We start from the raw sequence: 21,165 nt of genomic DNA on the forward strand, positions 1-21,165 counted from the left end.
CCCGCGCCGAGGTCGTGTCAGGGCACGAGGATGGCGCGTCCGCGGACGTTGCCGTTGTCGAGGTCGGTGATGGCCTGCTGGAAGTCGTCGAGCGCGTACTTCTGGGTGTGCAGGGTCACCGCCCCGCTCGCCGCCAGGGCCATCAGGTCCTGGAGGTCGTTGTAGGAGCCCACGAGGTTCCCGACGACGTTCTTCTCCGTCGACACGAGGTCGATGGTCGGCACGTCCACGTTCTCGCCGTAGCCGACCACGTGGTAGTCACCGGCCTGACGAGTCATGGCGATCCCCTCGGCGGTGGAGCCGTTCTCGCCCACGAAGTCGACGACCACCTCGGCGCCGAAGCCGGCGGTGAGCCCGAGGACGGCGTCCACCTGCCCGCCGTCGGCGAGGACGCCCTCGTGCGCCCCGATGGATGTGGCGAGGTCGAGGGCTGCCCTGTTGCGGTCGACCACGACCAGACGCGCCGGGGTGAGTGCCTTGAGGACCTGGATCCCGATGTGGCCCAGGCCTCCTGCGCCGATGACCACGCACGTGTCGCGCGGGCTCAGGCGGCGGGCCGCCTTGGCGGCCGCGTGGTACGCCGTGAGGCCGGCGTCCGCGAGCGCGGCGACGTCCGCGGGCTCGAGGGAGTCGTCGATGCGCACGACCGAGCGGGCCGACGTGAGGAGGTACTCCGCATACCCGCCGTTGGTGCTGATGCCGGGGAAGGCGTTGTTCTCGCAGTGGACGTCGTCACCCGAGCGGCACGCGCGGCAGAGCCCGCACGTGATGAGCGGGTGGAGGATGACCTTGTCGCCCTCCTTGACGTTGGTGACGGCCGAGCCGACCGCGTGCACCCACCCGGCGTTCTCGTGGCCGATCGTGTAGGGCAGGACGACCTGCGACTTCTCGGCCCACTGTCCCTCGAGGATGTGCAGGTCGGTCCGGCACACGCCGGCACCACCGATCCGCACGACCACGTCCCACGGCCCCTTGGCCTCGGGGACGGGGACCTCGGCCATCTCGAGCTTCTCGTGGTAGCCCACGACCTGGACGGCGCGCATGGTGCTCATCGGGGAATCTCCTTCAGGGTCAACGGGATCAGGTGGTGGTGGTCGGCCGGCTCGGCGCCGTCCGGACGGGGAGCCTGGTCGGCGCCAGAGCCCTCGTAACGGGTGCGCAGCAGGCCGCGGCAGAAGTGCGCGTTGCCGTCGATCGAGATGCGCGTCGACCGGGCCCGACGCAGTGCCATCGGCACCTCGTCCGCGGGGTACCCCCGGCCCTCGTGGTCGACGAGGACCAGTGAGTCCGGGTCGTCGGGCAGGCCGAGGGCGAGGCGCCGCCGCAGCAGGGCGTCGGTGGTCCTCCCGGCGGGGAGCTGCCGCAGGCGCACCTGCCCCACGGCCTCCTCCCGCAGGTCCGGTGTCGAACGCAGGAGCTCGGTCAGGACCCGCTCGGCAGCAGCCGTGTGGGCCTTGCGGCGGAAAGTCGTCCGCAGCTCGTCGAGGCTGCTCTCCGCCTCGTGGCCGAACGTGCCGACGTAGCCGGCGTCGGCTGCCAGCCCGGCGTTGATGAGGGTCGAGTCGTGGTGGTCGTCGAGCTCGACCACGACCCGCCCCACGCCCTCGACCCCGCTGAGCGCGTCCTTGGCGTCCGAGGCCATGAGGTAGGCGAAGTTCGGCGAGCAGAACGACGTGGGCAGCCGCAGGTGCACGGTGACGTCGACCCCGTCGACCTCGACCGAGCGGACGAAGCCGAGGTCGGTCACCGGCTCGTCGAGCTCGGGGTCGATGACGGTGTCGAGGGCGCGGCGGAGGTCAGCCCCCGACACCGTCCGCTGGTGGGTGAGGACGGTCATCGCTCAGACCGTCGCCAGGTCGGCAGCGGCCGGGTCGCGCGGCCCGGTCGCGGTGGCGTCGGCCTCGGGGAGACGCAGCTCGGCCGGCACCTCGATGCCGTACATCTTCGCCGCGTTGAGACCGAGGATCTTCTTCTTCTGGTCGGTCGTGATCGGGGCGTACTCGCTCATGTCCTCGGGGATCTGGAAGTCGACGAACTTCTCGACGAGCCACTTCGGCGTCCAGATCGCGTAGTCGCTGGAGAAGAACAGCCGGTCCTCGCCCACCCAGTAGAGGAGCTCTCCCATGATCTGCGCGAAGTAACGGGGACGGGTGTGGATGAACGGCATCGCGACGGCGAGCCCGCCGTAGACATTCGGCTCCTGGGTGGCGATCCAGCAGTAGTCCTCCAGTCGCGGCAGCCCGACGTGCTCGACGATGAAGTTGAGGTCGGTGAAGTCCGTGGCGACGTGGTCGATGTCGGCGACGTCGAAGGCGTCCCGGTCCAGGGGGCGGATGGTCGGGCCCTTGTGGACGTGGATGTTGGTGATGCCGAGCTCACGGCAGAGCTCGAAGTAGCGGTAGGCCCACGGGTCGTTGAGCTTCCAGCCGCGCGACTCCCCGTGCCACTCGGCGGTGTAGAGCTTGACCCCGGTGAACTTCATCTTCTCGTGGTCGGCTCGCAGCTGGTCCATCCCCTGCTCGCCGTTGCGGGGGTCGAAGTTGTGGTTGTAGGTGAGCTTGCCGGGGTTGGCGCGAGCCAGCTCGTAGGCCTCTTGGGTCTGGCCGAAACCGGTCTTGTAGAACTCCTGGAGGTAGGCCGGCTGGAAGATGGCGTGGTCCACGTAGCCGTCCTCGAACAGGTCCTTCATCAGCCGTTGTCCGCCCTGGTAGAGGTAGTCCTCGTAGGACCACACCTCCGACTCGGGGCTGAGGTTGCGGTGGTAGTCGTAGAAGCAGTCGATGAACTGCTTGCCGTGGATGTTCCGCTGGTTCTCGGGGCGGGCGTCCCACAGCGCGATGTGCGCGTCGACGATGAAGTAGTTCTCGCCATCCTTGGTGTACATCGGTGTCTCCTGTCCGGGGTCCTCGTTGACCTCGTCCCGACCGTAGGCAGCGCGACCATCCCCGCCACAGACCCCGGTTGTCTCAATTTGAGACACGCGTGCACTGCTCAGGACACCGCTTCCGGGGGTACCGTCGGCAGGGACGAAGGAGGCGGCGATGGGGCCGGACCGCGAGAGAGCGCTGCCCGAGCGGGCGACGTCCGCGCGCGGCCTCGACGTGGCGGCGGTGCCCGACCGACTGATGGCCTCGTGGCGGCGCAGCGAGGAGTATGGCGTCTCGCTCGAGTCCGTCGACCCCGTCTTCGCGGGGACCGGAGCCTCGGACACGCTGTTCTTCCAGTGCGGTCAGGAGGTGCTGTCCGGGCTGCACGAGACGCTCGCGAACGAGCCCGTCAGCCTCATGCTCACCGACGCCGAAGGGCTGGTGCTGCAGAGGATGAGCGGGGACAGCTCGCTGCTGCGGGCCCTGGACAAGGTCCACCTCGCGCCGGGCTTCGCGTTCTCCGAGCGTGAGGCCGGGACCAACGGGCTCGGGCTCGCCCTCGCCGACCGCGTGCCCTCGCTGGTGCGCGCGGAGCAGCACTACAGCTCCAGCCTGTGCGTCTACACCTGTGCGGCGGTGCCCGTGCTCGACCCGGTGACCGGTCGCCTCGAGGGCGCCGTGAACATCACCACGTGGTCCCGCTCCCGCAGCGACCTCCTGCTGGCCCTGGCGCAGTCGGCTGCGGGCAACACCGCCGCCCTGATGCTGGCCCGCTCCACGGGACGCGCGCCACGTCCGACCCCGAAGGGCGAGGTGTTCCGGGTGGAGTCTGCTCGCCTCGAACCCGGGGCCGGCACCGCCCACGCCCTCTCGGCTGCCTGGGTGGAGGCCGTCACCCGGGCCACCGTCGCCCTCGAGTCGGGCCGCGTCGTCGCGGTCGTCGGCGAGTCCGGAGTCGGACGAACCACGCTGCTGGCACAGGCGATCCGCCGCGCTCGGCCGCACGACCGCATCCTGAACGCCCGTGTCCCCGCACCCCAGGACGTCGAGGCCTGGTTGTCCGCGTGGGGACCGGAGATCGGCAAGCACAGCACTGCCGTCATCCTCAGTGACGTCGACGAGCTGCCGGCGTGGACCGAGACCCCGCTGCTGGACCTCGTGACCGAGTCCATCGCGCCCGACTGGCTCGACGCACCCATGCTGCGTCGTCCGGTGCCCGTCAGCGTCACCGCCCGGTCGTTCCGCACCATCCCCGAGTCACTGGCACTCCTCGTCGACACCGTCATCGAGGTGCCGCCGTTGCGGGACCGGGTCGAGGACGTCCTGCCGATCGCCCGTCACGTCGCCCTGCGGACCCGGGGCCGAGCGGTCGACTTCACCCCGGCCGCCGAGCGTGCGCTCTCGACCTGCGGCTGGCCCGGCAACACCGAGCAGCTGGTCCGGGTCATCCGGCAGGCGGCTGCCCGCGGCGAGGTGATCGACATCCACCACCTCTCCGCAGAGGTCCTCACCGGCTCCCGTCACCGACTGACCCGTATCGAGTCCCTCGAACGCGAGGAGATCGCACGGTGCGTGGCCCAGCCGGGAACCACCATGCGAGCCGCCGCGGCCCAGCTGGGCGTGAGCCGCGCGACCCTCTACCGCAAGATGGCGCAGTACGACCTGCACGTGCCTCGCTGAACAGCAGCCGCGGCGCCTGCGATCAGTGCTTGCGCAACGCCTCGATGAGCTCAGCTTTCGACATCGCCGACCGGCCTCGGATGCCGATCTCCCGGGCTCGGGCGAGCAGGTCCTTCGTGGTCCAGTCCTCGTAGTCACCACTGCGTCCTCCCTTGGCGCCGACAGCCTTGCGGGACGTGTTCGCCGCGGCGTTCGCGATGCGCGCGGCCTTCTCCTTGCTGGCTCCGTCCTCCCGCAGCGCCTCGTACAGCTCCGGGTCCTTCACGGACGGACCGGGGTTGCGTGCTGGCATGGTGACCTCCTGTGTCGTCGCCTCGGCGCCGCCTGACCAGCCGCCGGGGGTGGCGCCCAACTTCGCACGTTTGTCCTGCCGTGTCAGCGGGAAGGACGATGGCAGGAGAGCGCCGCGGGTGCTCGTCAGGGCGGGAGGAAGCATGTCCGACACTCTCACCAGGGCCACGGGGATCGTCTTCGACCTCGACGGCACCCTCGTCGACTCGACCTACGTGCACACCATCTGCTGGTGGGAGGCCATCGCGCAGTTCGGTCACGAGCGCCCGATGGCCGTGGTCCACCACGCCGTCGGCATGGGCGCCGGCCATCTGCTGGAGCACGTGCTCGGCGACGTCCGCGACCCTGGCCAGGACGCCGCGATGTCAGCGGCGCACGACGCGCTGTTCGCGACCTGGCACGAACGCCTCCATCCCTTTCCCGCTGCCCGCTCGCTGCTCAACTGGTGCCGCGATGCCAAGCTCACGGTCGCGTTGGCCACCTCGAGCAGCTCGCGCGACCTGTGGGCGATGCTCGACGTCCTCGACCACCCGGACTTCGACGTGGTCGTCACCACGGACGAGGCCCGCGGTTCACAGGCCGGAGGGGGCCTGCTCGAGTCCGTCCTGGACCGCACCGGTCTCGAGCCGGAGGACCTTCTGGTCGTCGGCGACTCGGTCTGGGACATGCGGGCCGCGACCCGCATCGGGGCCCCGGCGCTCGGCGTCGCGACCGGGGGCACCAGCGCTCCCGAGCTCCACGAGGCGGGCGCAGAGCTGACCTATCCCGACCTCACAGCCCTTCAACGCGCCATGCAGGACGCGCGCGCCGAAGCCCTGCCGCCGGGCTACATCCCTTGAGGGACCGCAGGAGGTTTGCCCCCCGGTCTGCTCCCATCGGCGGGCGCCTGATGTGCCGCCACACCACCTCGGCAGCACATTTGCGCAGGTCAGAGGCCTTCGCGATGTTTGGGCCCTCTCGGAGGGGGTAGGTGGGAGAGAAGACGCGCGGCACCGACTGCACGTCCCACCCTCTTCGACAGGACTGGACTGGACATGAGCGAGACCTACGGAACGACCAGCAAGGACGAGCACGACGACACCCGTGAGCTCGGCACCGTGGAGGTGTACCCGGGACGCGAGGACTACGGCTTCTCCGGCACGCAGCCCACCGGCACGACGGGCGCCGACAGCACCGATCAAAGCACCAAGGACGTCGCCAAGGACGAGGCGATGGCCACCGGACAGCAGGCCAAGGATGGCGCGCTCCACGTGGCTGAGGTGGGCAAGGACGAGGTGAAGAACGTCGCCCAGGAGACCAGTCAGCAGGCCAAGGAGCTGTGGCAGCAGACGCGAACCCAGCTGATGGACCAGAGTGCCCAGCAGCAGACCCGTGTCGCCGAGGGACTGCGGTCCCTGAGCGACGAGCTGTCGGGCATGGCGCGATCTTCGGAGCAGCAGGGCGTGGCCAGCGACCTCGCCCACCAGGCCTCGCAGCGGATGGGCGACGTGGCGGGCTGGCTCGACCAGCGTGACCCCGGCTCGCTCGTCTCGGAGGTCAAGCAGTTCGCCCGTCAGCGCCCGGGGACCTTCCTTGCGACGGCTGCCCTCGTGGGGCTCGTCGGCGGCCGCCTGAGCCGCGGTCTCGTCGCGGAGCACCAGGACGAGAAGGCTGCCGACGGCGGTGTCGACGACTCCGCCTCCGCGGGGGCGTCGACTCCGGTCGCCGCGCCCACTGCCGCACCGGCCACACCACCGGTCGTCGACCACAGCACAGCCGGGTACTCCGCCTACAGCGCCCCCGTGGGCACCGGCGAGTCCCCGCGATGAGCTACCAGGACCACCAGGACGACGGCTCGACCCGTTCCCTGAGCAATGTCGGGGAGCTGTTCGCCGACATCAGCCGGGACCTCTCCACCCTGGTGCGCCAGGAGATGGAGCTGGCCAAGGTCGAGATGCGAGAGTCCGCCACCAAGGCGGGCAAGGGCGCCGGAATGCTTGCGGGAGCCGGGGTGGCTGGCCATTTCGTGCTGCTGTTCCTGTCGGTCGCGGCGTGGTGGGGTCTGGGCAACCAGATCGGCCGCGGATGGTCTGCCCTCGTGGTAGCTGCCGTCTGGGCCGTCATCGCCGCGGTCCTTGCCGCCCGAGGGCGCCGAGAAATCAAGCAGGTCAAGGGAATTCCACAGACGACGAAGACTGCGCGGGAGATCCCCGACGCGCTCAAAGGGAACGAGGACCACGCATGAGCAACAACCCAGACCAGATCCGTCGTGAGATCGAGGACACCCGCGGTCGGCTCAGCAGTGACGTCAATGCGCTGACCGAGACCGTGAGCCCCTCCAACGTCGCTCGCCGCCAGGCGGACAAGGTCGCCGGTGCGGCGACCTCGGTGAAGGAGCGTGTGATGGGTGCCGCTGACGACGTCCGCGGCACCGGCTCCGACGCCGCCTCCAGCGTGGGCAAGGCCCCCGGAGCGGCGGCCGACAAGGCCCGGCGCAAGACCGAGGGCAACCCCCTCGCTGCGGGTCTCATCGCCCTCGGCGCGGGCTGGCTCGTCGGGTCGATGCTCCCGGCCTCGGAAAAGGAGAAGCAGGCGGCGGTGGCCCTCAAGGAGAAGGCCGAGCCCCTCGTCGAGGAGGCGAAGTCCGTGGCACAGGACACCGCACAGGAGCTCAAGGAGCCTGCCCAGCAGGCCGCCGAGAGCGTCAGGGTCGCAGCCACCGACGCCGCGAGCACGGTGACCGAGGAAGGCAAGGCGACCGCCGAGGACGTCAAGTCCCAGGCCCAGTCCTCGGCCGACACGGTGCGCTCGACGCAGTAGGCACCAACTGTCGACCCCTCGGAGATCGACCAGCACGAGCTCGTTCGACGGGTGGACGTCCGGGACAGACCTGGGCGCCCACCCGTCGTGCTGCCTCCTCGACCACGTGGACGTCCTCGGTGACGCCCGCGTGCCAGGCGTTGTACGGCATCCCCCTTGGAGAGTCCCCCACCACCGAGCACCTCGCGTCTCGCATGGTCGACGAGGACCGGGACCAGATGCTTGAGCGCTTCGGGTTCCACACCGAGACCCCCGGGCCCTTCCAGTACGAGTACCGGATCCGCGACCACGCAGACCGAGTTCGCCACCTCGTCCTCGTCGGCGTCAGCGAGGACTCAGGCGGACAGGTCAAGCGACTCTGCGGCTACCTGGTGGACATCACGACGACCCTCAGCGACGAGGCGCAGGCGGCTGTGGCCGCCTCGGCCGAGCACCGGGCGGTCATCGGGCAGAGCAAGGGCATCCTCATGGCCGGCTTCGGGCTGTCCGACGACGCTGCCTTAGCCCTCTCGCGCAAGTGCTCCAACGAGCACGACGTCAGGCTTGCCAACGTCTCCCGGGGCCGGCGCTCCCGCCCCACCTGTGCCCGGGGGTCGGAGCCGAGGCTCACCCCCCCGGCCCCGACACCACGCCTGATCGCCTCAGGCGTCGTCGGCGTCGTCGTCGCCGCGGGTCTCCCGTAGACGCTTGCCCCGCTGCACGTCCTCCTCCTCCTTGGCACGTGCCTTGTCGCTGGTCCTCGTGTCCCTCGGCGGCAGCTGGAGGGACCGTTCCGCGGCGACTCCCGACTGCAGCTCACGGCCGCGTTCGAGCTCGCTGTCGAGCTCGGCCCCGAAGAGCAGCGCGAGGTTGGTGATCCACAACCACAGGAGGAAGACCACGACGCCGGCCAGGGCGCCATACGTCTTGTCGTAGCTGGCGAAGGTCGAGACGTAGAAGCCGAAGCCGGCGGACGCGAGGACCCACACGACGATGGCGACGACGGCGCCGACGCTGATCCAGCGGAAGCGCGGCTGCTTGACGTTGGGGGTCGCGTAGTAGAGGAGAGCGACGACCAGGGCGACCACGGCCAGGACCACCGGCCACTTCCCGATGTTCCAGACGAGCAGGGCCGTCGAGCCGAGGCCGATCGCGTCCCCGACCGCCTGCGCGGCAGGCCCGGTGAGGACCAGGGCCATCGCGACGACGGCCACGAGGACGAGGGCCACCAGGGTGACGGCCAGCATGACGGGCCGGAGCTTCCAGAACGGCCGCCCCTCCCTGATCTCGTACATCCGGTTCATCGCCCGCCCGAACGAGCCGACGTAGCCGGAGGCGGACCACAGGGACGCCGCCAGCCCGAGGACGAACGCCACGCCCGCCGCACTGCTGCGTCCGGCCAGGGACTGCAGCGTCGGTTCCAGGGTCTGCGCCGCGGACCCCGCCCCCACGTCCCGCAGGATCCCCAGGAGGGTGTCGACGGTCTGCTGCCCCTGGCCGAAGAGCCCCACGAGGGAGAGCAGGGCGATCATCGCCGGGAACAGGGCGAGGACCGCGTAGTAGGTCAGCGCTGCGGCGAGGTCGGTGCACTGGTCCCTGCTGAACTCCCTGAACGTCTTGCGGACGACGTAGCGCCACGACTCCTTGGTGACGTCGGTCGGTGATTCTGGTTCGTTCCCTGCCGACGCTCGTGCGGCGGTGGGCTGGTCCGGCTTCTCGGTGGTGCGCGACATACCTCTTCTGTGCCCCGTCCCGCGCCTGCCCAACCCTCCCGGCACCGGGCCGCATGACCCACTCGTGCGGGAGGCGCTCCGTCGTGCGCAGGGACCATCGTCCCTACCCACCACCGACCCGAGCGGGGAAGGTCGACCCAGGGCAACAGCTGCCCGGGCAGGGGTGCAGGGTGTCGTGAGTCCAGCGGGAGGTGACGCGCCCGACGTCGCCGCGCACGTCGAGTGGATGCTCGCCGAAGTGGCCGAGCGCGTCGGGGTGCCCGCCCGGACCCTGCGGTCCTGGGACCGCCGGTACGGTGTCGGCCCGAGCCACCGGTCGGCCGGCCCCTGTCGGGGATACGACGAGCACGACGTCCTCCGGCTCCGGACGATGCGCCGCCTCACCGAGCAGGGACTCCCCGCGCTGGTGTCAGCGCGCGTCGTCCTCTCCTCCGACCCGTCCCGGCTCGCGGCGCTGGCCGCGGGCGACTGACGGGACCTTCCGGACATCGATCTGGCAGGCACCCTCAAGATCGTGCCGCTCCGGCCGATGGGAGTCAGTACTCGATCGGTCCGGGTCGAGGTGGGGCGAGCGAACGGCGTGGATGGGATGACAGCGGCGCAGCGATGGCGGCCGTCGGCACGGAGGGTGGTGACCTCCCGGGTTTTCCGGGTGATGCTGCTCCAGCTCGGCGTGTTCGCCACCGCCTGGGTGGTGCTGGCTGACGTGGAGGCAGCCAGCCGCGTGCCTGCGATGTGGCCCGCGGTGGGCCTGGTCGCGGGCTTCCACCTGACGTCGCCGTCGACGTGGCGTCGCTGGCTGATGGCCGGCAGCGGTGCGCTGCTCGTGCTCGCCTTTCTCGCCCAGGACTACCCGCCGGCGCTGGCCGTCGGATTCAGCGCGAGCTCCATCGCGGCGGCACACGTCGTGCGCCGCCTCCTCACCCGTCGCACCGGGCGCGCCACCCTGCTCGACAAGGGCGACGTGTCCACCATGATCGGAGCCACCGCCCTCGGCTCGTCCGTGGCCGGCCTCGGGTACGGCGCCACGTGCGCCCTCACCGGCACCGGCGACCCCCTGCTGGGGGCGCTCTCGGCCTTCGGTGGCCACACGGCCTCGATGATGGTCCTGCTGCCCCTGTTCGTCAGGGCACCGAAGTTCCAGCCGCTGGCGGGGGTCCAGGAGCGCCTGGTGCAGTCGGTGATCCTCGTCGCCACCACCGTCGTGGTGTTCGTGCTGGCCGACGCCCCTCCGATCATCTTCGTCGTCATGCCGATGTTCGCGTGGTTGGCGTTCCGGGGGACGCTGCGCGAGGCCACCCTGCTGCTGACCGTCGTCGGTGTCATCGGTACCGGTCTGACGGCCGCGCACATCGGCCCGATCTGGGACATCACCACGCGCTACGACCTGCCCCCCGAGCTCGCCGCGGGGGTGCTGCAGCTGTTCCTCATCGACTCCGGCCTGATCCTGCTCCCGCTGGCGGTGATGGCGACCCAACAGCGGATGTCGGCGGCCAACGCCGCCCGCGAGCGGGAGACCCGCGAACGACTCGTGGCGCAGGCGACCGGCACGGCCGTGATCACGACCGACCTCGAGGGGCGGGTGACCCTGTTCAACCCGGGCGCGGAGACGATGCTGGGCCGTCCCGCAGCGGACGTGCTGGGGAGCCTGCTGGACACCCTGTTGTCCCCCGAGGAGCTGGACCGCCACGCCTCCGACCTGCGCGCCCTCCCCTCCTTCGCGGCGATCTGCCGCGCGTCGCTCGAGTCCGGCGACACCGACCGCCTGTGGGGGTTCCGCCGGGGTGACGGCGAGGTGAGGTCGATGCGGATGACGTTGAGCGCCATACCGGACGACGATGGTGGGGTGCTGGGATTCCTCGCGACGGCGGAGGACGTCACCGAGCGGGAGGCTGCGCACGACGCACTCGTCCTGACCCTGCAGCACGAACGCGACGCGGCCGAGCGGCTCCGGGAGACCGACCGGGTCAAGGCCGACTTCCTCGCCACCGTCAGCCACGAGCTGCGGACCCCCATCACCAACATCATCGGCTACTCCGAGGTGCTCGAGGACGGCGGTGCCGGTGAGCTGACCCAGCGCCAGCTCGACGTCCTGGGTCGCGTCGACCGCAACAGCCGACGCCTGCTGCTGCTGGTCGAGGACCTCTTGACCCTGTCGCAGATCGAGGCGTCCGAGCTCGACATCAAGCTCCGCCCGACCGACCTGCGGAGCACGGTCGAGGGCGCCCTCGCGCTGCTGGCACCGGTCCTCGCCACGCGGTCCCTCGAGGTCTCGACGAGCGTGCCCGAGGAAGCCCTCGTCGGACAGGTCGACCCGGACCAGCTCCAGCGCGCGCTGCTCAACCTGTTGACCAACGCGGTGAAGTTCACGCCCGACGGCGGCACCATCGAGGTCCGGCTGTCCCACCGTCCGCCGGGGAACGAGATCGTCGTGAGCGACACCGGGATGGGGATCCCCGAGGCGGAGCAGGGACAGCTCTTCCGGCGGTTCTTCCGCAGCTCGACGGCCACGGAGCAGGCGATCCAGGGCGCGGGCCTCGGACTCAGCATCGTCCACGCGATCATCACCCAGCACCAGGGCCGCATCGAGGTGACCTCGGCCGAGGGCGAGGGGACGACCTTCACCGTGGTGCTGCCCGTCACGGCACCCGAGCGCCCAGACCACCCGAAGTCACCCGAACCCTCTGCTGAGCCGTCAGCCCGGAGCGCGTCCCCGGCGTGACCCCGGGCTGTCGTTCTCGGCCCGCAGTCGCGCGTTCTCGTCCTGCAGGTCCAACAGCATGGCGATGCCGACCAGGTTGACCCCTGCGTCGAGCAGGTCGTTGATGCGACGCAGGCGCTCCACGTCGTTCGCGCTGTAACGACGAGTGCCTCCAGCCGTCCGCGCCGGCTCGACGAGTCCCCGGGCCTCGTACAACCGCAGGCTCTGGGCTCCCGCGCCCACCAGTTCGGCGGCGACCGAGATGCCGTAGACCCCACGGTCCCCATCGGGACCCGGCAGACCGGTCATCAAGCACCCCTTCTCGAAAATCATGCGCATCAGATCTTGCGCCAGCATGACACCAGTGCTACAAGAAACCTATAGCGCTGACCATAGATCTGACCGCGATCCGTGGCCCACGAGGAGCATCACCAGACACGACGGAGGTGACCACGATGCTGATGCGCACCGACCCTTTCCGTGACCTCGACCGACTGACCCAACAGGTCTTCGGCACCGACGGCACGCTCGCCCGCCCCTCGGTCATGCCGATGGACGCCTGGCGCGACGGAGACCTGTTCCAGGTCGAGTTCGACCTCCCGGGCGTGAGCCCGGACTCGATCGACCTCGACGTCGAACGCAACGTGGTGACCGTGAGGGCCGAACGACCGCCACGGGCCAGCGACGCCGAGCTCATCGCTGCCGAACGGCCACGAGGAGTGTTCAGTCGGCAGCTCGTCCTGGGCGACAACCTGGACACCGAACGGATCCAGGCCAGCTACGACACCGGCGTGCTCACCCTGAGGATCCCCGTGGCCGAACAGGCCAAGCCGCGCAAGATCTCGATCGCCAGCAGCGGCGCGGACCGGCACGCGATCAGCTCGTGACCGGGGGTCGGTCATGCTCGTCGACCCGACACCTCAGGGCCTGACTCCGGTCGCCGACCGGGATGCCTTCGTCGACCTGGTCTGCTCCGACCCGGAGTGGTTGAGGGCTGAGTTCGACGCCATCGTCGCCGGGCAGTGGGAGGACTCCCCTCCCTCCGGGACGGAGCCGACGGTCCCGACGCACGAGCACCATCCGCCGATCCCGCTGTTCGCAGACGGACTGGCGACGCCACCGAGCCGGCCGCAGCGCCTCGACCACCACGGGTGGGTTCGCCAGCGCTCACCTCCGCGAGCGCGCGGGACCCCTCCCACACCTCCGGGCGGCGCTCGAGGCTCCCCGCACGTCCGGGCCGGCGGGTCCTGACACCGATCGATCACGGTCGACCAGCCCGCAGCCGTGACCACGGTCCCCGACCACCTGCGGCACCATGGTCACGGCAGCGAGGGTCCGTCCTCGCTCGATCCGTCCAGGACGTGAGGAGTCAGGTGGCCGGCAGGCACGCGCACCCGTCGTCGGGCAGCACGCCCACCTCGCCGAAGGTGCTGGCGGCGATGGCCGCCGTATTGTGCGCCGTCGGGCTAGCCATGGTGGCGCTGTGGCCCGACGGCAGCACCGCGTCCGGGAGGCCGGGAGCGCAACAGGTCAACGGCGTCGTCGACGACGTGGAGCGACAGTCCTGCCCGGCGTCCGCCGAGCCCCAACCCGGATCCCCTTCCGCGGGCGCTCCGGGGTCAACGGCCTGCGGCACGGCGCAGGTGCGGCTCACCTCCGGCCCGCAGTCGGGGAACACCTTCACCGTCCCGCTCCCCTCGGGCGTTGGCGCGCCCCAGGTGTCGGCGGGTGACGAGATCACGCTGGCATACTCCCCCGAGAGCAGTCCTGCCTCCCGCTACGCCATCCTCGACCACCAGCGCGGCACGCAGCTGTGGGTCCTGCTCGCGGCCTTCGCCCTGTCGGTGGTCGCCTTCGGCCGGTGGCGCGGCGTCAGTGCGCTCCTCGGTCTCGGGGTGACGTTCACCGTCATCATGGGCTTCGTCATCCCCGCCGTCCTCGGCGGCAGACCCCCTCTCGCGGTGGCGGTGGTCGGCTGCTCGGCCATCGTGCTCGTCGTGCTCTACCTGACCCACGGCCTCGGGCGCACCACCACCGTCGCTCTCGCCGGGACGTTGGCGAGCCTGCTCCTCACGGGCCTGCTCGCCGCGGTGTCGGTGAGCGTCATGAGGTTGTCCGGCGCCGGTGACGAGAGCTCGTTCATCCTCGGCCAGTCACAGGGCATCGACCTGCGGGGCCTGCTCCTCGCCGGGATCCTCATCGGCTCCCTCGGCGTCCTCGACGACGTCACCGTCACCCAGGCGGTCACCGTCGACGAGCTCGCCCGCGCCAACCCCGAGTTCAGTGCGCGTGAGCTGTATGCAGCCGCGACGCGCGTCGGGCGCGCCCACATCGCCTCCGTCATCAACACCATCGTCCTCGCGTATGCGGGCGCGTCGCTGCCGCTGCTCGTCCTGATCGTGGCGCTGGACGACCCGGTCCGGGACATCCTCACCGACCAGCTCGTCGCCACCGAGCTGGTCCGCAGTGCGGTCGGGACGATGGGCCTGATCGCCGCTGTCCCCCTCACCACGGCCGCAGCGGCATTCCTCGCGCGCAGGCCGCGCAGCGGCGTCAGCCCGGCCTGACGAGGTCGGCCACCTCAGGGCCTGCGGTGAAACCTGCTGCCACGTAGGTGGCCACGGCGGCGGCGTTCGAGGACTCGGCCGCGACGACGGCGCTCGAGGCTCCCATCGCGCGCAGGCTGGCGGCCGCGGCCGCACAGGCGGCGACGCCATACCCTCGACCCCGGTGGTCCCGGTGCACGCCGAGAGGTTCGACCAGACCGGGCCGTCTCGGGCCCGCCGACCACACCCCGACCACGGCGACACGGCGACCGGCGGGCTCGGCGACAGCGAGCATTCGTCCGCTCTCTGCGAAGGGTCCCGACATCATCGCCTCCCACCAAGCGACACGCTTGGCCCTCTCCTTCTCGCTGAGAGGGGTGCCGCGGAACGCCGAGTGGTGCACCTCCATCCAGGCTCCTGCTCGCTCAGGGCCGACCTCCTCGACCTCCAGGTCGGTCCAGTTCGTTCAGCTGGACTCAGAGAGGTTGCGGCACAACGGGGTCCACGGTTCGTCGGGAACCCATCCCTCGCCTCGCAACGCCTGCTGCAGAGCCACCGCTCCCCGGGACTCGACCACCGCGCTCCCAGCCGAAAGGACTCCGCGGCCGGGGTCGACGACATCCGCGCAGACCTGTCGAGCAAGGGCCACGTCGTCCCGCACCTCGGGGTCGAGCGCGAGCCTGAGCAGGTCCTCGCCGTCGAGCAGCCCCATCGCGAGGGGCCCGCCGTCACGGGACCAGATGCGCAGGGCCTCGGCCGTCGCGTCGGCGCCGCGCATGGAGTACCAGCCCAGGTCGCCCGGGTGGAGCTGCACCTGCCCGTCGTCCACCTGCCACCCTGCCAGCACCTCGGCGAGGTCGGTGAGCTCTGATGCAGCGGGAGTCCTCAGCACGGTGTCCACGGGAGTCAACCCACCACGCGAGCGCCGGCGCCCGCAACAGGTTTGCGGGAGTCCCCGCCCGGGCGGCCATCATGCCGACCTTGCGGCCACCCGTCAGTGAAGCGAGAGGTCCGGGTCCGTGGTCGTGTAGTCCGTGAAGACGACGCTGAGCCCGGCCCGGGTGGGGGCGGCGCAGTAGAGGCCGGCACTGATCGACGCGTCCGGGTCGACGTGGGCCACGCGCACGAGGCGCCAGTCCTCGTCGTCGACGCGGGCTCGCACCACGACGGCATCCCCGCTGCGGCTGGCACGCAGGCCGACCACCCGCCCCACCCACTCCGGCACGGGGGCCACCGACCAGTCCGAGGTGCCGTGGGTGACCACCGCTCCCACCTGGGGCGCACCGTCCGAGACCTCGACCCCGGCCTTGACCCAGTCGGTCGCCGACTGCCGAAGGAACAGGCCCGCTTGGTCGAACTGCTCGGTGTAGTCGAGGACGAAGGACACCTGCACGGCGGAGTCCGGACGCATGGGCGCGAGCAGTGCGTGCTCCGAGTCGTGCACGAACCCGTACGACGTGTGACGCCAGGCGTCGCTGCCCTCGACCGCCGTCACGCGCAGCCTCGCACCGTCGAGCGTGGCCTCCACGGGGCCGTGGGTCCACCGACCCTCACGGACGAGGTCACCCAGGCTCTCCGGGTCGCGACGAGAGCTGCCCATCGTTCCTCCTCACGTCCGTCGTCCGGCGGGGCGATGGCTGCAGGGCTGACGCCGGGTGTCTGGAAACCCTAGCTCCCCGAGTTCTGCGCGCAGCTCTACCGGTCGTCCTGGCCGCTGCTGATCGCCTCTGCTCTGGTCGTCAGAGGAGATTCATGGCCGATCAGGAGGTGAGGTGGGCGAACGCGACGATGTTGTCGACGTAGTGCCCGGTGGACTGGTCGAAGGCACCGCCGCAGGTGATGAGGCGGAGCTCAGCGCGACCCTTGGTGTCGCCGTAGACGATCGAGGTCGGAAAGTCCGCCTTCGAGTAGCGCGCCACCCGGTCGACGACGAAGCGCGCGGTCGAGCCGTCCTTGCGGACCACCGACACCTCGGCGCCCTTCTTGAGCGAGCCCAGGCGATAGAAGACGGCCGGGCCGGACTTGCTGTCGACATGGGCGCCGATGACCGCCGGGCCGAACTCCCCGGGAGTCGGGCCATCAGCCCACCAGCCCGCCTTGGCGAAGTCGGTTGGCGCCTCGAGCTTTCCGGACTTGTCTATCCCGAGGTCCACGATCCCCTTGGTGCTGACTCCGATCGAGGGGATGACCAAGGACGCCGGAGCGCTGGGACCCATGATCGGGCCGAAGTCCGAGGACGTCTGCGGAGCGGCCTTGGTCGTGCTGCCGGCTGATGTCGACGGGGCGCTCGACGGGGCGGTGGCCGCGGAGGTGGTCGGGGACGGGGCCGGGTCGCCCTGCGTCACCTCGGGTGCCGACTGGGCCGCATCGGGCTGGGGCGGTGCGTCGTTGCCGGTGAAGGACTTCGCGACCAGCACTCCCCCGACCAGGAGGAGCACGACGGTGACCGCCGCGGCAATGCTGCCACGGCGGTCACCGAACTTCGAGGAGTCTGACATCAGGCGCGGTTGCGAGCCTTGCGAGCGGTGAACGCACCCGTACCCGCGGCGGCGACGAGCAGGCCCCCACCGAGGAGGAGCATGCTCTCGTTCGTGCCGGAGCCGGTGCCACCAGCGCCGGTGTCCATGCCACCGGCGGGAGCGGCGTTCAGGACGCCACAGATGGCCGGGTCGGTGGCCTCGGTGGGCAGGCTCGGGTCGAGGTCACTCTTGGTCTCGCCGTCGTACTTGCCGTTGTCGTTGTGGTCGACACCGTGGACGACGACGACAGCCTTGCCCTCGGTGATGGCCTGGGCCACGTCGGAGGAGACGTTGATGCTGCCGCGCTCGTAGTTGATCTTGCCGCCGGGGGCGGTGTCGAAACGGTCGACGGCCAGGCCACTCTTGGGCGAGGTGTCACCGGTCTTGGTCAGCGACACCACGATGGGGCCGTACGCGGGACCACCGTCGGTGGTGTTGATGGTGCCGTCGTTCTTCGCGTCGTCAGCTGCGACCGGGCACTCGTGGCGCGCGTCGGCACCGAAGTGGATGTGCGCCGCGTGCGGGTTGTCGGGAAGCAGGCCGTTGGCCGCCATGGTCACGTCGATGCGGGTGCCGCTGACGGTCACCATCGCCGTGCCGCTGCCCTTCACGCCGTTGAGCGCGACCGGGCGGAGTGTCGCCATGGTGTTGCCGTCAGCAGCCTGGGCCACGCCGGCGCCGAGGAACGGCAGGAGCACGGCAGACCCGAGGGCCACGGAAGCAATCTTGGAGGTAGTACGCATTCAGGTATCTCCTTGGTTGGCGACCGAGTCGGGTCGCACTGGGAACCACGCTTGTATGGGGTCATTCGTTTCGCGACGCCCTCTGGATGGGTCTGCGGCGGTGAACGTTTGCACGGCGCCGCGTGAGGGTGCCGTTCACGTCGGGGCAGGTTGCTCTCGGCAGGCGTGGCGAGCTGCGCGCAGGGTGCCCCCACCCACCGGTGATCACTTCACGACGAGCGTGCCGGTCATGTTGGCGTGGAACGTGCAGATGAACGTGTAGCTGCCCGGCTTGTCTGGCGCCTTCATCGTGGCCGTCCCGTTCGGGTCGATCTTCACGTCGAAGCCACCGTCCTTCGACGTGACGGTGTGCGCCTGGGAGTCCCCGTTCTTGATGGTGATCGTGGACCCCGGGGCGACCGACGCGGGAACCTCATACGCGAAGTCGGCGATGGTGATGACAGCCTCATCCTCTGTCGTCGTGGACGAGGAGGACGAGGACGGAGCCGCGGCACTGGTGGAGCTCGACGACGGCATGTCCATCGATGACATCGGGCTGGCAGTCGAGGACTGCGCGGTGTCGGTGCCCGACGAACCACAGGCGGACAGACCCAGGGCCAGGGCCGGGACGAGAGCGAGAAGGGCGATCTTGCGGGTCATGTGATGCCTCCGGATCAGGCGGCCGATGCGACGACCACGGTCGGGAGTTCGGCGCAGAGGGCTCCACGGCTTGGTTCCCGGGACGACTACGCGTCTCGCAGGGGGTCGCTCGCGAAGTGCGCCAGACCATCCTTCGGATCGACCTGGGCCGTGAAACCCAGCTCTGCTGCGGCCAGGACCGGGGAAGCCACGATGTGGCGAACGTCGCCGAGCCGGTACTCCCCCGACACGACCGGAGCCAGGGCACCCTGCTGACCGGCGGTCACCATACGGGCCACGTCGAGGATGGTCACGGGACGACCGGAGCACACGTTGTAGGCCTCGTGGCCACCCGGGTCCCGGCTGCGGACTGCCTCCACCGCGGCGACGTTGGCACGGGCAACGTCGGCGACGTGGACGAAGTCACGCACCTGTCCGCCGTCCTCGAAGACGATCGGAGCACGGCCAGCTTCCATCGCGGAGCGGAAGATGGCTGCCACGCCCGAGTAGGGGGTGTCCTTGGGCATTCCCGGTCCGTAGACGTTGTGGTAGCGAAGCGAGATGGCGCAGCCGGGAGCCTGCCTGGCCCACGCGCTCGCGTAGTGCTCCTGGGCGACCTTGCTCGCGGCATAGCTGCTGCGCGGGTCGAGGGCAGCGTCTTCTGTAACCGTCTCCCAGTCGAGGACGGTGCGGCAGCGAGGGCAGGTGTTGGTGAACCGACCTGCGTCGAGGTCCTTCACGCGCCTGGGTGCTGGCGCCTGGGCTCCGTGGACCGGGCACCGGTAGAGCCCTTCCCCGTAGACCACCATCGACGACGCCTGCACGAACCGTGACACCCCCGCTCTGCTCATCGCGGCGAGGAGGGCGGCTGTGCCGAGGTCGTTGTTCGCGGCGTACAGGGGCAGGTCCGCCACAGTCACGCCGGCGCCCACCATCGCGGCCAGGTGGCACACGACGTCCACTCCCTCGAGGAGCTCCACCCAGTCGCCCGCATGCCGCACGTCCAACAGGTGCACGCTGTCGGGTGGGGTGTCCCTGCGCGAGTGCGCCTGAGGCACCAGCGCGTCCACCTCGACGACGTCGTGACCTGACGCCCGTAGAGCGGTGCCTGTGGCGGTGCCGATGAAGCCGGCGGAGCCGGTCAGCAGCACCCGCATCGGACCGGAGGTCACCACGGCGTGACCACCAGCGTCTGGACCAGCAGCCCCAGCACGGCCTGCCCGACCAGTGCGGGGCGGCGCCACCGGACAGGGACGAGTGCCGTGGTCAGGAGCAGCCATGGCACGAAGGGGAGCCAGATGCGTTCCACCTCGGCCTTGCTCATCAGCGACACGTCGGCGACCGCCACCGCCACCACAGCGGCGGTTGCCAGCGCCAGGACCGGATCCTCCCGGGGGCGTGCGACCACATTCTTCATCTGCCGACCCGATGCGGCGAGAGCCGCGAACAAGATCGGTCCGGCGGACACGGCCACCAGCGCCACGTTCGCCCAGAGCCAGTACCACGCGGGTCGAGCCGAGGCGAGACCGTTCCAGTACCGCTGATGCAGGACCGGGTAGGCCTCCCAGTAGCTGAACCCCGCGACCACGAACCCGGCCACGACAACCGCCAGCCCTGCCGTGACCACGGCCAAGAGGGGAGCTAGGTCCCGGTGCCAGCCACGTGTCGAGACCAGCGCTGCAAGGACGACCACGGCAATGAGGTTCAGGCCGTACGACATCATGGCGCATCCCCCGAGACCGACTCCTGCGCCGGCTGCCCACACCAGTGCTCTCGCCCTGGTGTGTGCGGTCCCGGCCATGGCGGCGAGGGCCACCGTCCACGCTGCGGCCGCGGCGAACACGGCGTCGGCGGACACGGCCTGCCACACCGCGAACGGTCCCAGCACCAGGAACGGCAGCACGACTCTGACGCGGTCCTCCTGGCCGAGGGCCCGGCAAGTCACGGCGACCGCGGCGGGGGCCGTTGCAGCGACAGCAACCACCACCAGCCCGGCAGCCAGACCCGACCCCAGCCCGAGCCGGGTCAGACCGACGAAGAAGAGCAGCGCGCCCGGTGGGTGTCCTGCCACGTGCACCGGCCAGTTCTCGTTCGCAGACAACGGAATTCGGCTCGTGAAGGAGCGCACCAGGGCCCCCGTGTCATCGACGGCGCGGGCGGTGGCGAGGTACTCCGTGTCGTGGTCCAGAACAGCACCGATGCCATCCACTCCGTCGACGAGCGCGAGCGACACCATCCACGCGAGTGACAGCGCCCAGACCCCCAGCAACAGTCGGCCCCAGCTCAGCCTCTTCGCGAGGATCCAGGGGTGAGGCGATGCTGCCCAGGCCAGCAGCGCCAACGCAGGGACGGTGCCCATCCCGATCCTGGGTGACCACGCCGCCAACAGCGGTGCTGCCGGTCCCGCATGGACGTCCACCCCCGGCAGGTGGGCGACGAGGGCAGCGGCCACGAACAGGGTGACCGCCACGGCGCACCCGCCCGCGAGCGTCCGCCCGGTCGCGGGGACCGTGTGCCCGAGCGGGTCGCAACCCTCCGGCGAACGTGACTGCTCGGGGTGGCTGTGGGGGCGTGCCGCAGACATCGACGGAGGGGTCACGTCGCCGACCTTCGCATCGCGAACGGCCCCGCGACAGTCAACGAGTCGCGCGGTCAGAATTCCGTAATCTTTGGCCCCACGATGCAATCC

General features: G+C 70.4%; 24 protein-coding genes. 10 read left to right on the plus strand and 14 right to left on the minus strand.

All coding sequences use genetic code 11. The annotated features are described in order from the left end of the window. Window positions 1–17: 17 nt before the first annotated feature. Genes ABD286_RS12615 through ABD286_RS12625 form a run of 3 tightly spaced genes read right to left on the minus strand, consistent with a single transcriptional unit; the run spans window position 18 to window position 2,884 of the window. Window positions 18–1,052, minus strand: coding sequence for an NAD(P)-dependent alcohol dehydrogenase (locus tag ABD286_RS12615; RefSeq protein ID WP_344193942.1), 1,035 nt, complete (start codon window positions 1,050–1,052; stop codon window positions 18–20). Then, a complete protein-coding gene (locus tag ABD286_RS12620; protein ID WP_344193944.1) occupies window positions 1,049–1,837 on the minus strand; it encodes an iron-sulfur cluster assembly protein in 789 nt (262 codons plus the stop codon). The genes ABD286_RS12615 and ABD286_RS12620 overlap by 4 nt, the downstream gene beginning before the upstream one ends. Before the next feature lie 3 nt (window positions 1,838–1,840). Next, entirely contained in the window at window positions 1,841–2,884 is a 1,044-nt protein-coding gene (locus tag ABD286_RS12625) for an amidohydrolase family protein (RefSeq protein WP_344193946.1), read from the minus strand. Window positions 2,885–3,041: 157 nt separating this feature from the next. On the opposite strand from ABD286_RS12625, the gene ABD286_RS12630 reads away from it, so the two are divergent. Beyond that, a complete protein-coding gene (locus ABD286_RS12630; RefSeq protein WP_344193948.1) occupies window positions 3,042–4,547 on the plus strand; it encodes an AAA-type ATPase lid domain-containing protein in 1,506 nt (501 codons plus the stop codon). A 22-nt stretch (window positions 4,548–4,569) separates the two neighbouring features. Here the strand turns inward: ABD286_RS12630 and ABD286_RS12635 are convergent, their stop codons facing one another. Further along, window positions 4,570–4,839, minus strand: coding sequence for a DUF7218 family protein (locus ABD286_RS12635; protein ID WP_344193950.1), 270 nt, complete (start codon window positions 4,837–4,839; stop codon window positions 4,570–4,572). 142 nt (window positions 4,840–4,981) lie between these two features. Between ABD286_RS12635 and ABD286_RS12640 the strand changes: the two genes are divergently transcribed. From ABD286_RS12640 to ABD286_RS12660, 5 genes are all read left to right on the plus strand, one after another. Next, the gene (locus ABD286_RS12640; RefSeq protein WP_344193953.1) at window positions 4,982–5,677 is read left to right on the plus strand and encodes an HAD family hydrolase; all 696 of its coding nucleotides are present in this window, start codon (window positions 4,982–4,984) and stop codon (window positions 5,675–5,677) included. A gap of 195 nt (window positions 5,678–5,872) precedes the next feature. Then, window positions 5,873–6,646, plus strand: a complete 774-nt coding sequence (locus tag ABD286_RS12645) for a hypothetical protein (RefSeq protein WP_344193955.1) — start codon at window positions 5,873–5,875, stop codon at window positions 6,644–6,646. Next, window positions 6,643–7,062, plus strand: coding sequence for a phage holin family protein (locus tag ABD286_RS12650; protein ID WP_344193957.1), 420 nt, complete (start codon window positions 6,643–6,645; stop codon window positions 7,060–7,062). The genes ABD286_RS12645 and ABD286_RS12650 overlap by 4 nt, the downstream gene beginning before the upstream one ends. Further along, window positions 7,059–7,637, plus strand: a complete 579-nt coding sequence (locus ABD286_RS12655; protein WP_344193959.1) for a DUF3618 domain-containing protein — start codon at window positions 7,059–7,061, stop codon at window positions 7,635–7,637. The genes ABD286_RS12650 and ABD286_RS12655 overlap by 4 nt, the downstream gene beginning before the upstream one ends. Window positions 7,638–7,756: 119 nt before the next feature. Next, window positions 7,757–8,320 (plus strand): ANTAR domain-containing protein, encoded by a 564-nt coding sequence (locus tag ABD286_RS12660; RefSeq protein WP_344193961.1) that lies wholly within the window; start codon window positions 7,757–7,759, stop codon window positions 8,318–8,320. On the opposite strand, the gene ABD286_RS12665 is transcribed toward ABD286_RS12660, so the two are convergent. Further along, window positions 8,279–9,349 carry a YihY/virulence factor BrkB family protein gene (locus ABD286_RS12665; RefSeq protein ID WP_344193963.1) on the minus strand — a complete coding sequence of 357 codons (1,071 nt, stop codon included), beginning with the start codon at window positions 9,347–9,349 and terminating at the stop codon, window positions 8,279–8,281. The genes ABD286_RS12660 and ABD286_RS12665 overlap by 42 nt on opposite strands. Window positions 9,350–9,524: 175 nt before the next feature. Here ABD286_RS12665 and ABD286_RS12670 point away from each other — a divergent pair, with 175 nt between their 5' ends. Continuing rightward, window positions 9,525–9,821, plus strand: coding sequence for a MerR family transcriptional regulator (locus ABD286_RS12670; RefSeq protein ID WP_344193965.1), 297 nt, complete (start codon window positions 9,525–9,527; stop codon window positions 9,819–9,821). 159 nt (window positions 9,822–9,980) lie between these two features. Then, window positions 9,981–12,071 (plus strand): sensor histidine kinase, encoded by a 2,091-nt coding sequence (locus ABD286_RS12675; protein WP_344193967.1) that lies wholly within the window; start codon window positions 9,981–9,983, stop codon window positions 12,069–12,071. Here ABD286_RS12675 and ABD286_RS12680 read toward each other — a convergent pair. Further along, the gene (locus ABD286_RS12680; RefSeq protein ID WP_344193969.1) at window positions 12,045–12,359 is read right to left on the minus strand and encodes a MerR family transcriptional regulator; all 315 of its coding nucleotides are present in this window, start codon (window positions 12,357–12,359) and stop codon (window positions 12,045–12,047) included. The two genes, ABD286_RS12675 and ABD286_RS12680, sit on opposite strands and share 27 nt — an antisense overlap. 146 nt (window positions 12,360–12,505) lie before the next feature. On the opposite strand from ABD286_RS12680, the gene ABD286_RS12685 reads away from it, so the two are divergent. After that, window positions 12,506–12,937, plus strand: coding sequence for an Hsp20/alpha crystallin family protein (locus ABD286_RS12685; protein ID WP_344193971.1), 432 nt, complete (start codon window positions 12,506–12,508; stop codon window positions 12,935–12,937). 486 nt (window positions 12,938–13,423) lie between these two features. Continuing rightward, the gene (locus ABD286_RS12690; protein WP_344193973.1) at window positions 13,424–14,617 is read left to right on the plus strand and encodes a YibE/F family protein; all 1,194 of its coding nucleotides are present in this window, start codon (window positions 13,424–13,426) and stop codon (window positions 14,615–14,617) included. Here the strand turns inward: ABD286_RS12690 and ABD286_RS12695 are convergent. The 8 genes from ABD286_RS12695 to ABD286_RS12730 form a co-directional block, all read right to left on the minus strand. After that, window positions 14,604–15,005 carry a GNAT family N-acetyltransferase gene (locus ABD286_RS12695; protein ID WP_344193975.1) on the minus strand — a complete coding sequence of 134 codons (402 nt, stop codon included), beginning with the start codon at window positions 15,003–15,005 and terminating at the stop codon, window positions 14,604–14,606. The two genes, ABD286_RS12690 and ABD286_RS12695, sit on opposite strands and share 14 nt — an antisense overlap. Before the next feature lie 57 nt (window positions 15,006–15,062). Continuing rightward, complete coding sequence (locus ABD286_RS12700; protein ID WP_344193977.1) at window positions 15,063–15,497, minus strand: hypothetical protein; 435 nt, start codon at window positions 15,495–15,497, stop codon at window positions 15,063–15,065. 93 nt (window positions 15,498–15,590) lie between these two features. Further along, window positions 15,591–16,196, minus strand: a complete 606-nt coding sequence (locus tag ABD286_RS12705; RefSeq protein ID WP_344193979.1) for a DUF1349 domain-containing protein — start codon at window positions 16,194–16,196, stop codon at window positions 15,591–15,593. Between the two features lie 160 nt (window positions 16,197–16,356). Next, entirely contained in the window at window positions 16,357–17,094 is a 738-nt protein-coding gene (locus ABD286_RS12710; RefSeq protein WP_344193981.1) for a class F sortase, read from the minus strand. Further along, a complete protein-coding gene (locus ABD286_RS12715; protein ID WP_344193983.1) occupies window positions 17,094–17,858 on the minus strand; it encodes a CHRD domain-containing protein in 765 nt (254 codons plus the stop codon). Before ABD286_RS12715 ends, ABD286_RS12710 begins: the two co-directional genes overlap by 1 nt. Window positions 17,859–18,062: 204 nt before the next feature. Continuing rightward, the gene (locus ABD286_RS12720) at window positions 18,063–18,497 is read right to left on the minus strand and encodes a cupredoxin domain-containing protein (RefSeq protein WP_344193985.1); all 435 of its coding nucleotides are present in this window, start codon (window positions 18,495–18,497) and stop codon (window positions 18,063–18,065) included. 86 nt (window positions 18,498–18,583) lie between these two features. Next, window positions 18,584–19,651, minus strand: a complete 1,068-nt coding sequence (locus ABD286_RS12725) for an NAD-dependent epimerase/dehydratase family protein (protein ID WP_344193987.1) — start codon at window positions 19,649–19,651, stop codon at window positions 18,584–18,586. Then, a complete protein-coding gene (locus tag ABD286_RS12730) occupies window positions 19,645–21,075 on the minus strand; it encodes a hypothetical protein (protein WP_344193989.1) in 1,431 nt (476 codons plus the stop codon). The genes ABD286_RS12725 and ABD286_RS12730 overlap by 7 nt, the downstream gene beginning before the upstream one ends. Window positions 21,076–21,165 lie beyond the last annotated feature (90 nt).

This window comes from Pedococcus aerophilus (assembly GCF_039532215.1).
GTDB classification, from domain to species: Bacteria; Actinomycetota; Actinomycetes; order Actinomycetales; family Dermatophilaceae; genus Pedococcus; species Pedococcus aerophilus.

What these genes read in the sequence shown, in the direction of transcription:
- ABD286_RS12685 (WP_344193971.1), top strand. Translation starts at nt 12,506, where the DNA reads ATGCTGATGCGCACCGACCCTTTCCGTGACCTCGACCGACTGACCCAA.
- ABD286_RS12695 (WP_344193975.1), bottom strand. Translation starts at nt 15,005, where the DNA reads ATGGAGGTGCACCACTCGGCGTTCCGCGGCACCCCTCTCAGCGAGAAG.
- ABD286_RS12680 (WP_344193969.1), bottom strand. Translation starts at nt 12,359, where the DNA reads ATGACCGGTCTGCCGGGTCCCGATGGGGACCGTGGGGTCTACGGCATC.
- ABD286_RS12705 (WP_344193979.1), bottom strand. Translation starts at nt 16,196, where the DNA reads ATGGGCAGCTCTCGTCGCGACCCGGAGAGCCTGGGTGACCTCGTCCGT.
- ABD286_RS12650 (WP_344193957.1), top strand. Translation starts at nt 6,643, where the DNA reads ATGAGCTACCAGGACCACCAGGACGACGGCTCGACCCGTTCCCTGAGC.
- ABD286_RS12720 (WP_344193985.1), bottom strand. Translation starts at nt 18,497, where the DNA reads ATGACCCGCAAGATCGCCCTTCTCGCTCTCGTCCCGGCCCTGGCCCTG.
- ABD286_RS12715 (WP_344193983.1), bottom strand. Translation starts at nt 17,858, where the DNA reads ATGCGTACTACCTCCAAGATTGCTTCCGTGGCCCTCGGGTCTGCCGTG.
- ABD286_RS12620 (WP_344193944.1), bottom strand. Translation starts at nt 1,837, where the DNA reads ATGACCGTCCTCACCCACCAGCGGACGGTGTCGGGGGCTGACCTCCGC.
- ABD286_RS12645 (WP_344193955.1), top strand. Translation starts at nt 5,873, where the DNA reads ATGAGCGAGACCTACGGAACGACCAGCAAGGACGAGCACGACGACACC.
- ABD286_RS12640 (WP_344193953.1), top strand. Translation starts at nt 4,982, where the DNA reads ATGTCCGACACTCTCACCAGGGCCACGGGGATCGTCTTCGACCTCGAC.
- ABD286_RS12655 (WP_344193959.1), top strand. Translation starts at nt 7,059, where the DNA reads ATGAGCAACAACCCAGACCAGATCCGTCGTGAGATCGAGGACACCCGC.
- ABD286_RS12630 (WP_344193948.1), top strand. Translation starts at nt 3,042, where the DNA reads ATGGGGCCGGACCGCGAGAGAGCGCTGCCCGAGCGGGCGACGTCCGCG.
- ABD286_RS12625 (WP_344193946.1), bottom strand. Translation starts at nt 2,884, where the DNA reads ATGTACACCAAGGATGGCGAGAACTACTTCATCGTCGACGCGCACATC.
- ABD286_RS12710 (WP_344193981.1), bottom strand. Translation starts at nt 17,094, where the DNA reads ATGTCAGACTCCTCGAAGTTCGGTGACCGCCGTGGCAGCATTGCCGCG.
- ABD286_RS12665 (WP_344193963.1), bottom strand. Translation starts at nt 9,349, where the DNA reads ATGTCGCGCACCACCGAGAAGCCGGACCAGCCCACCGCCGCACGAGCG.
- ABD286_RS12635 (WP_344193950.1), bottom strand. Translation starts at nt 4,839, where the DNA reads ATGCCAGCACGCAACCCCGGTCCGTCCGTGAAGGACCCGGAGCTGTAC.
- ABD286_RS12615 (WP_344193942.1), bottom strand. Translation starts at nt 1,052, where the DNA reads ATGAGCACCATGCGCGCCGTCCAGGTCGTGGGCTACCACGAGAAGCTC.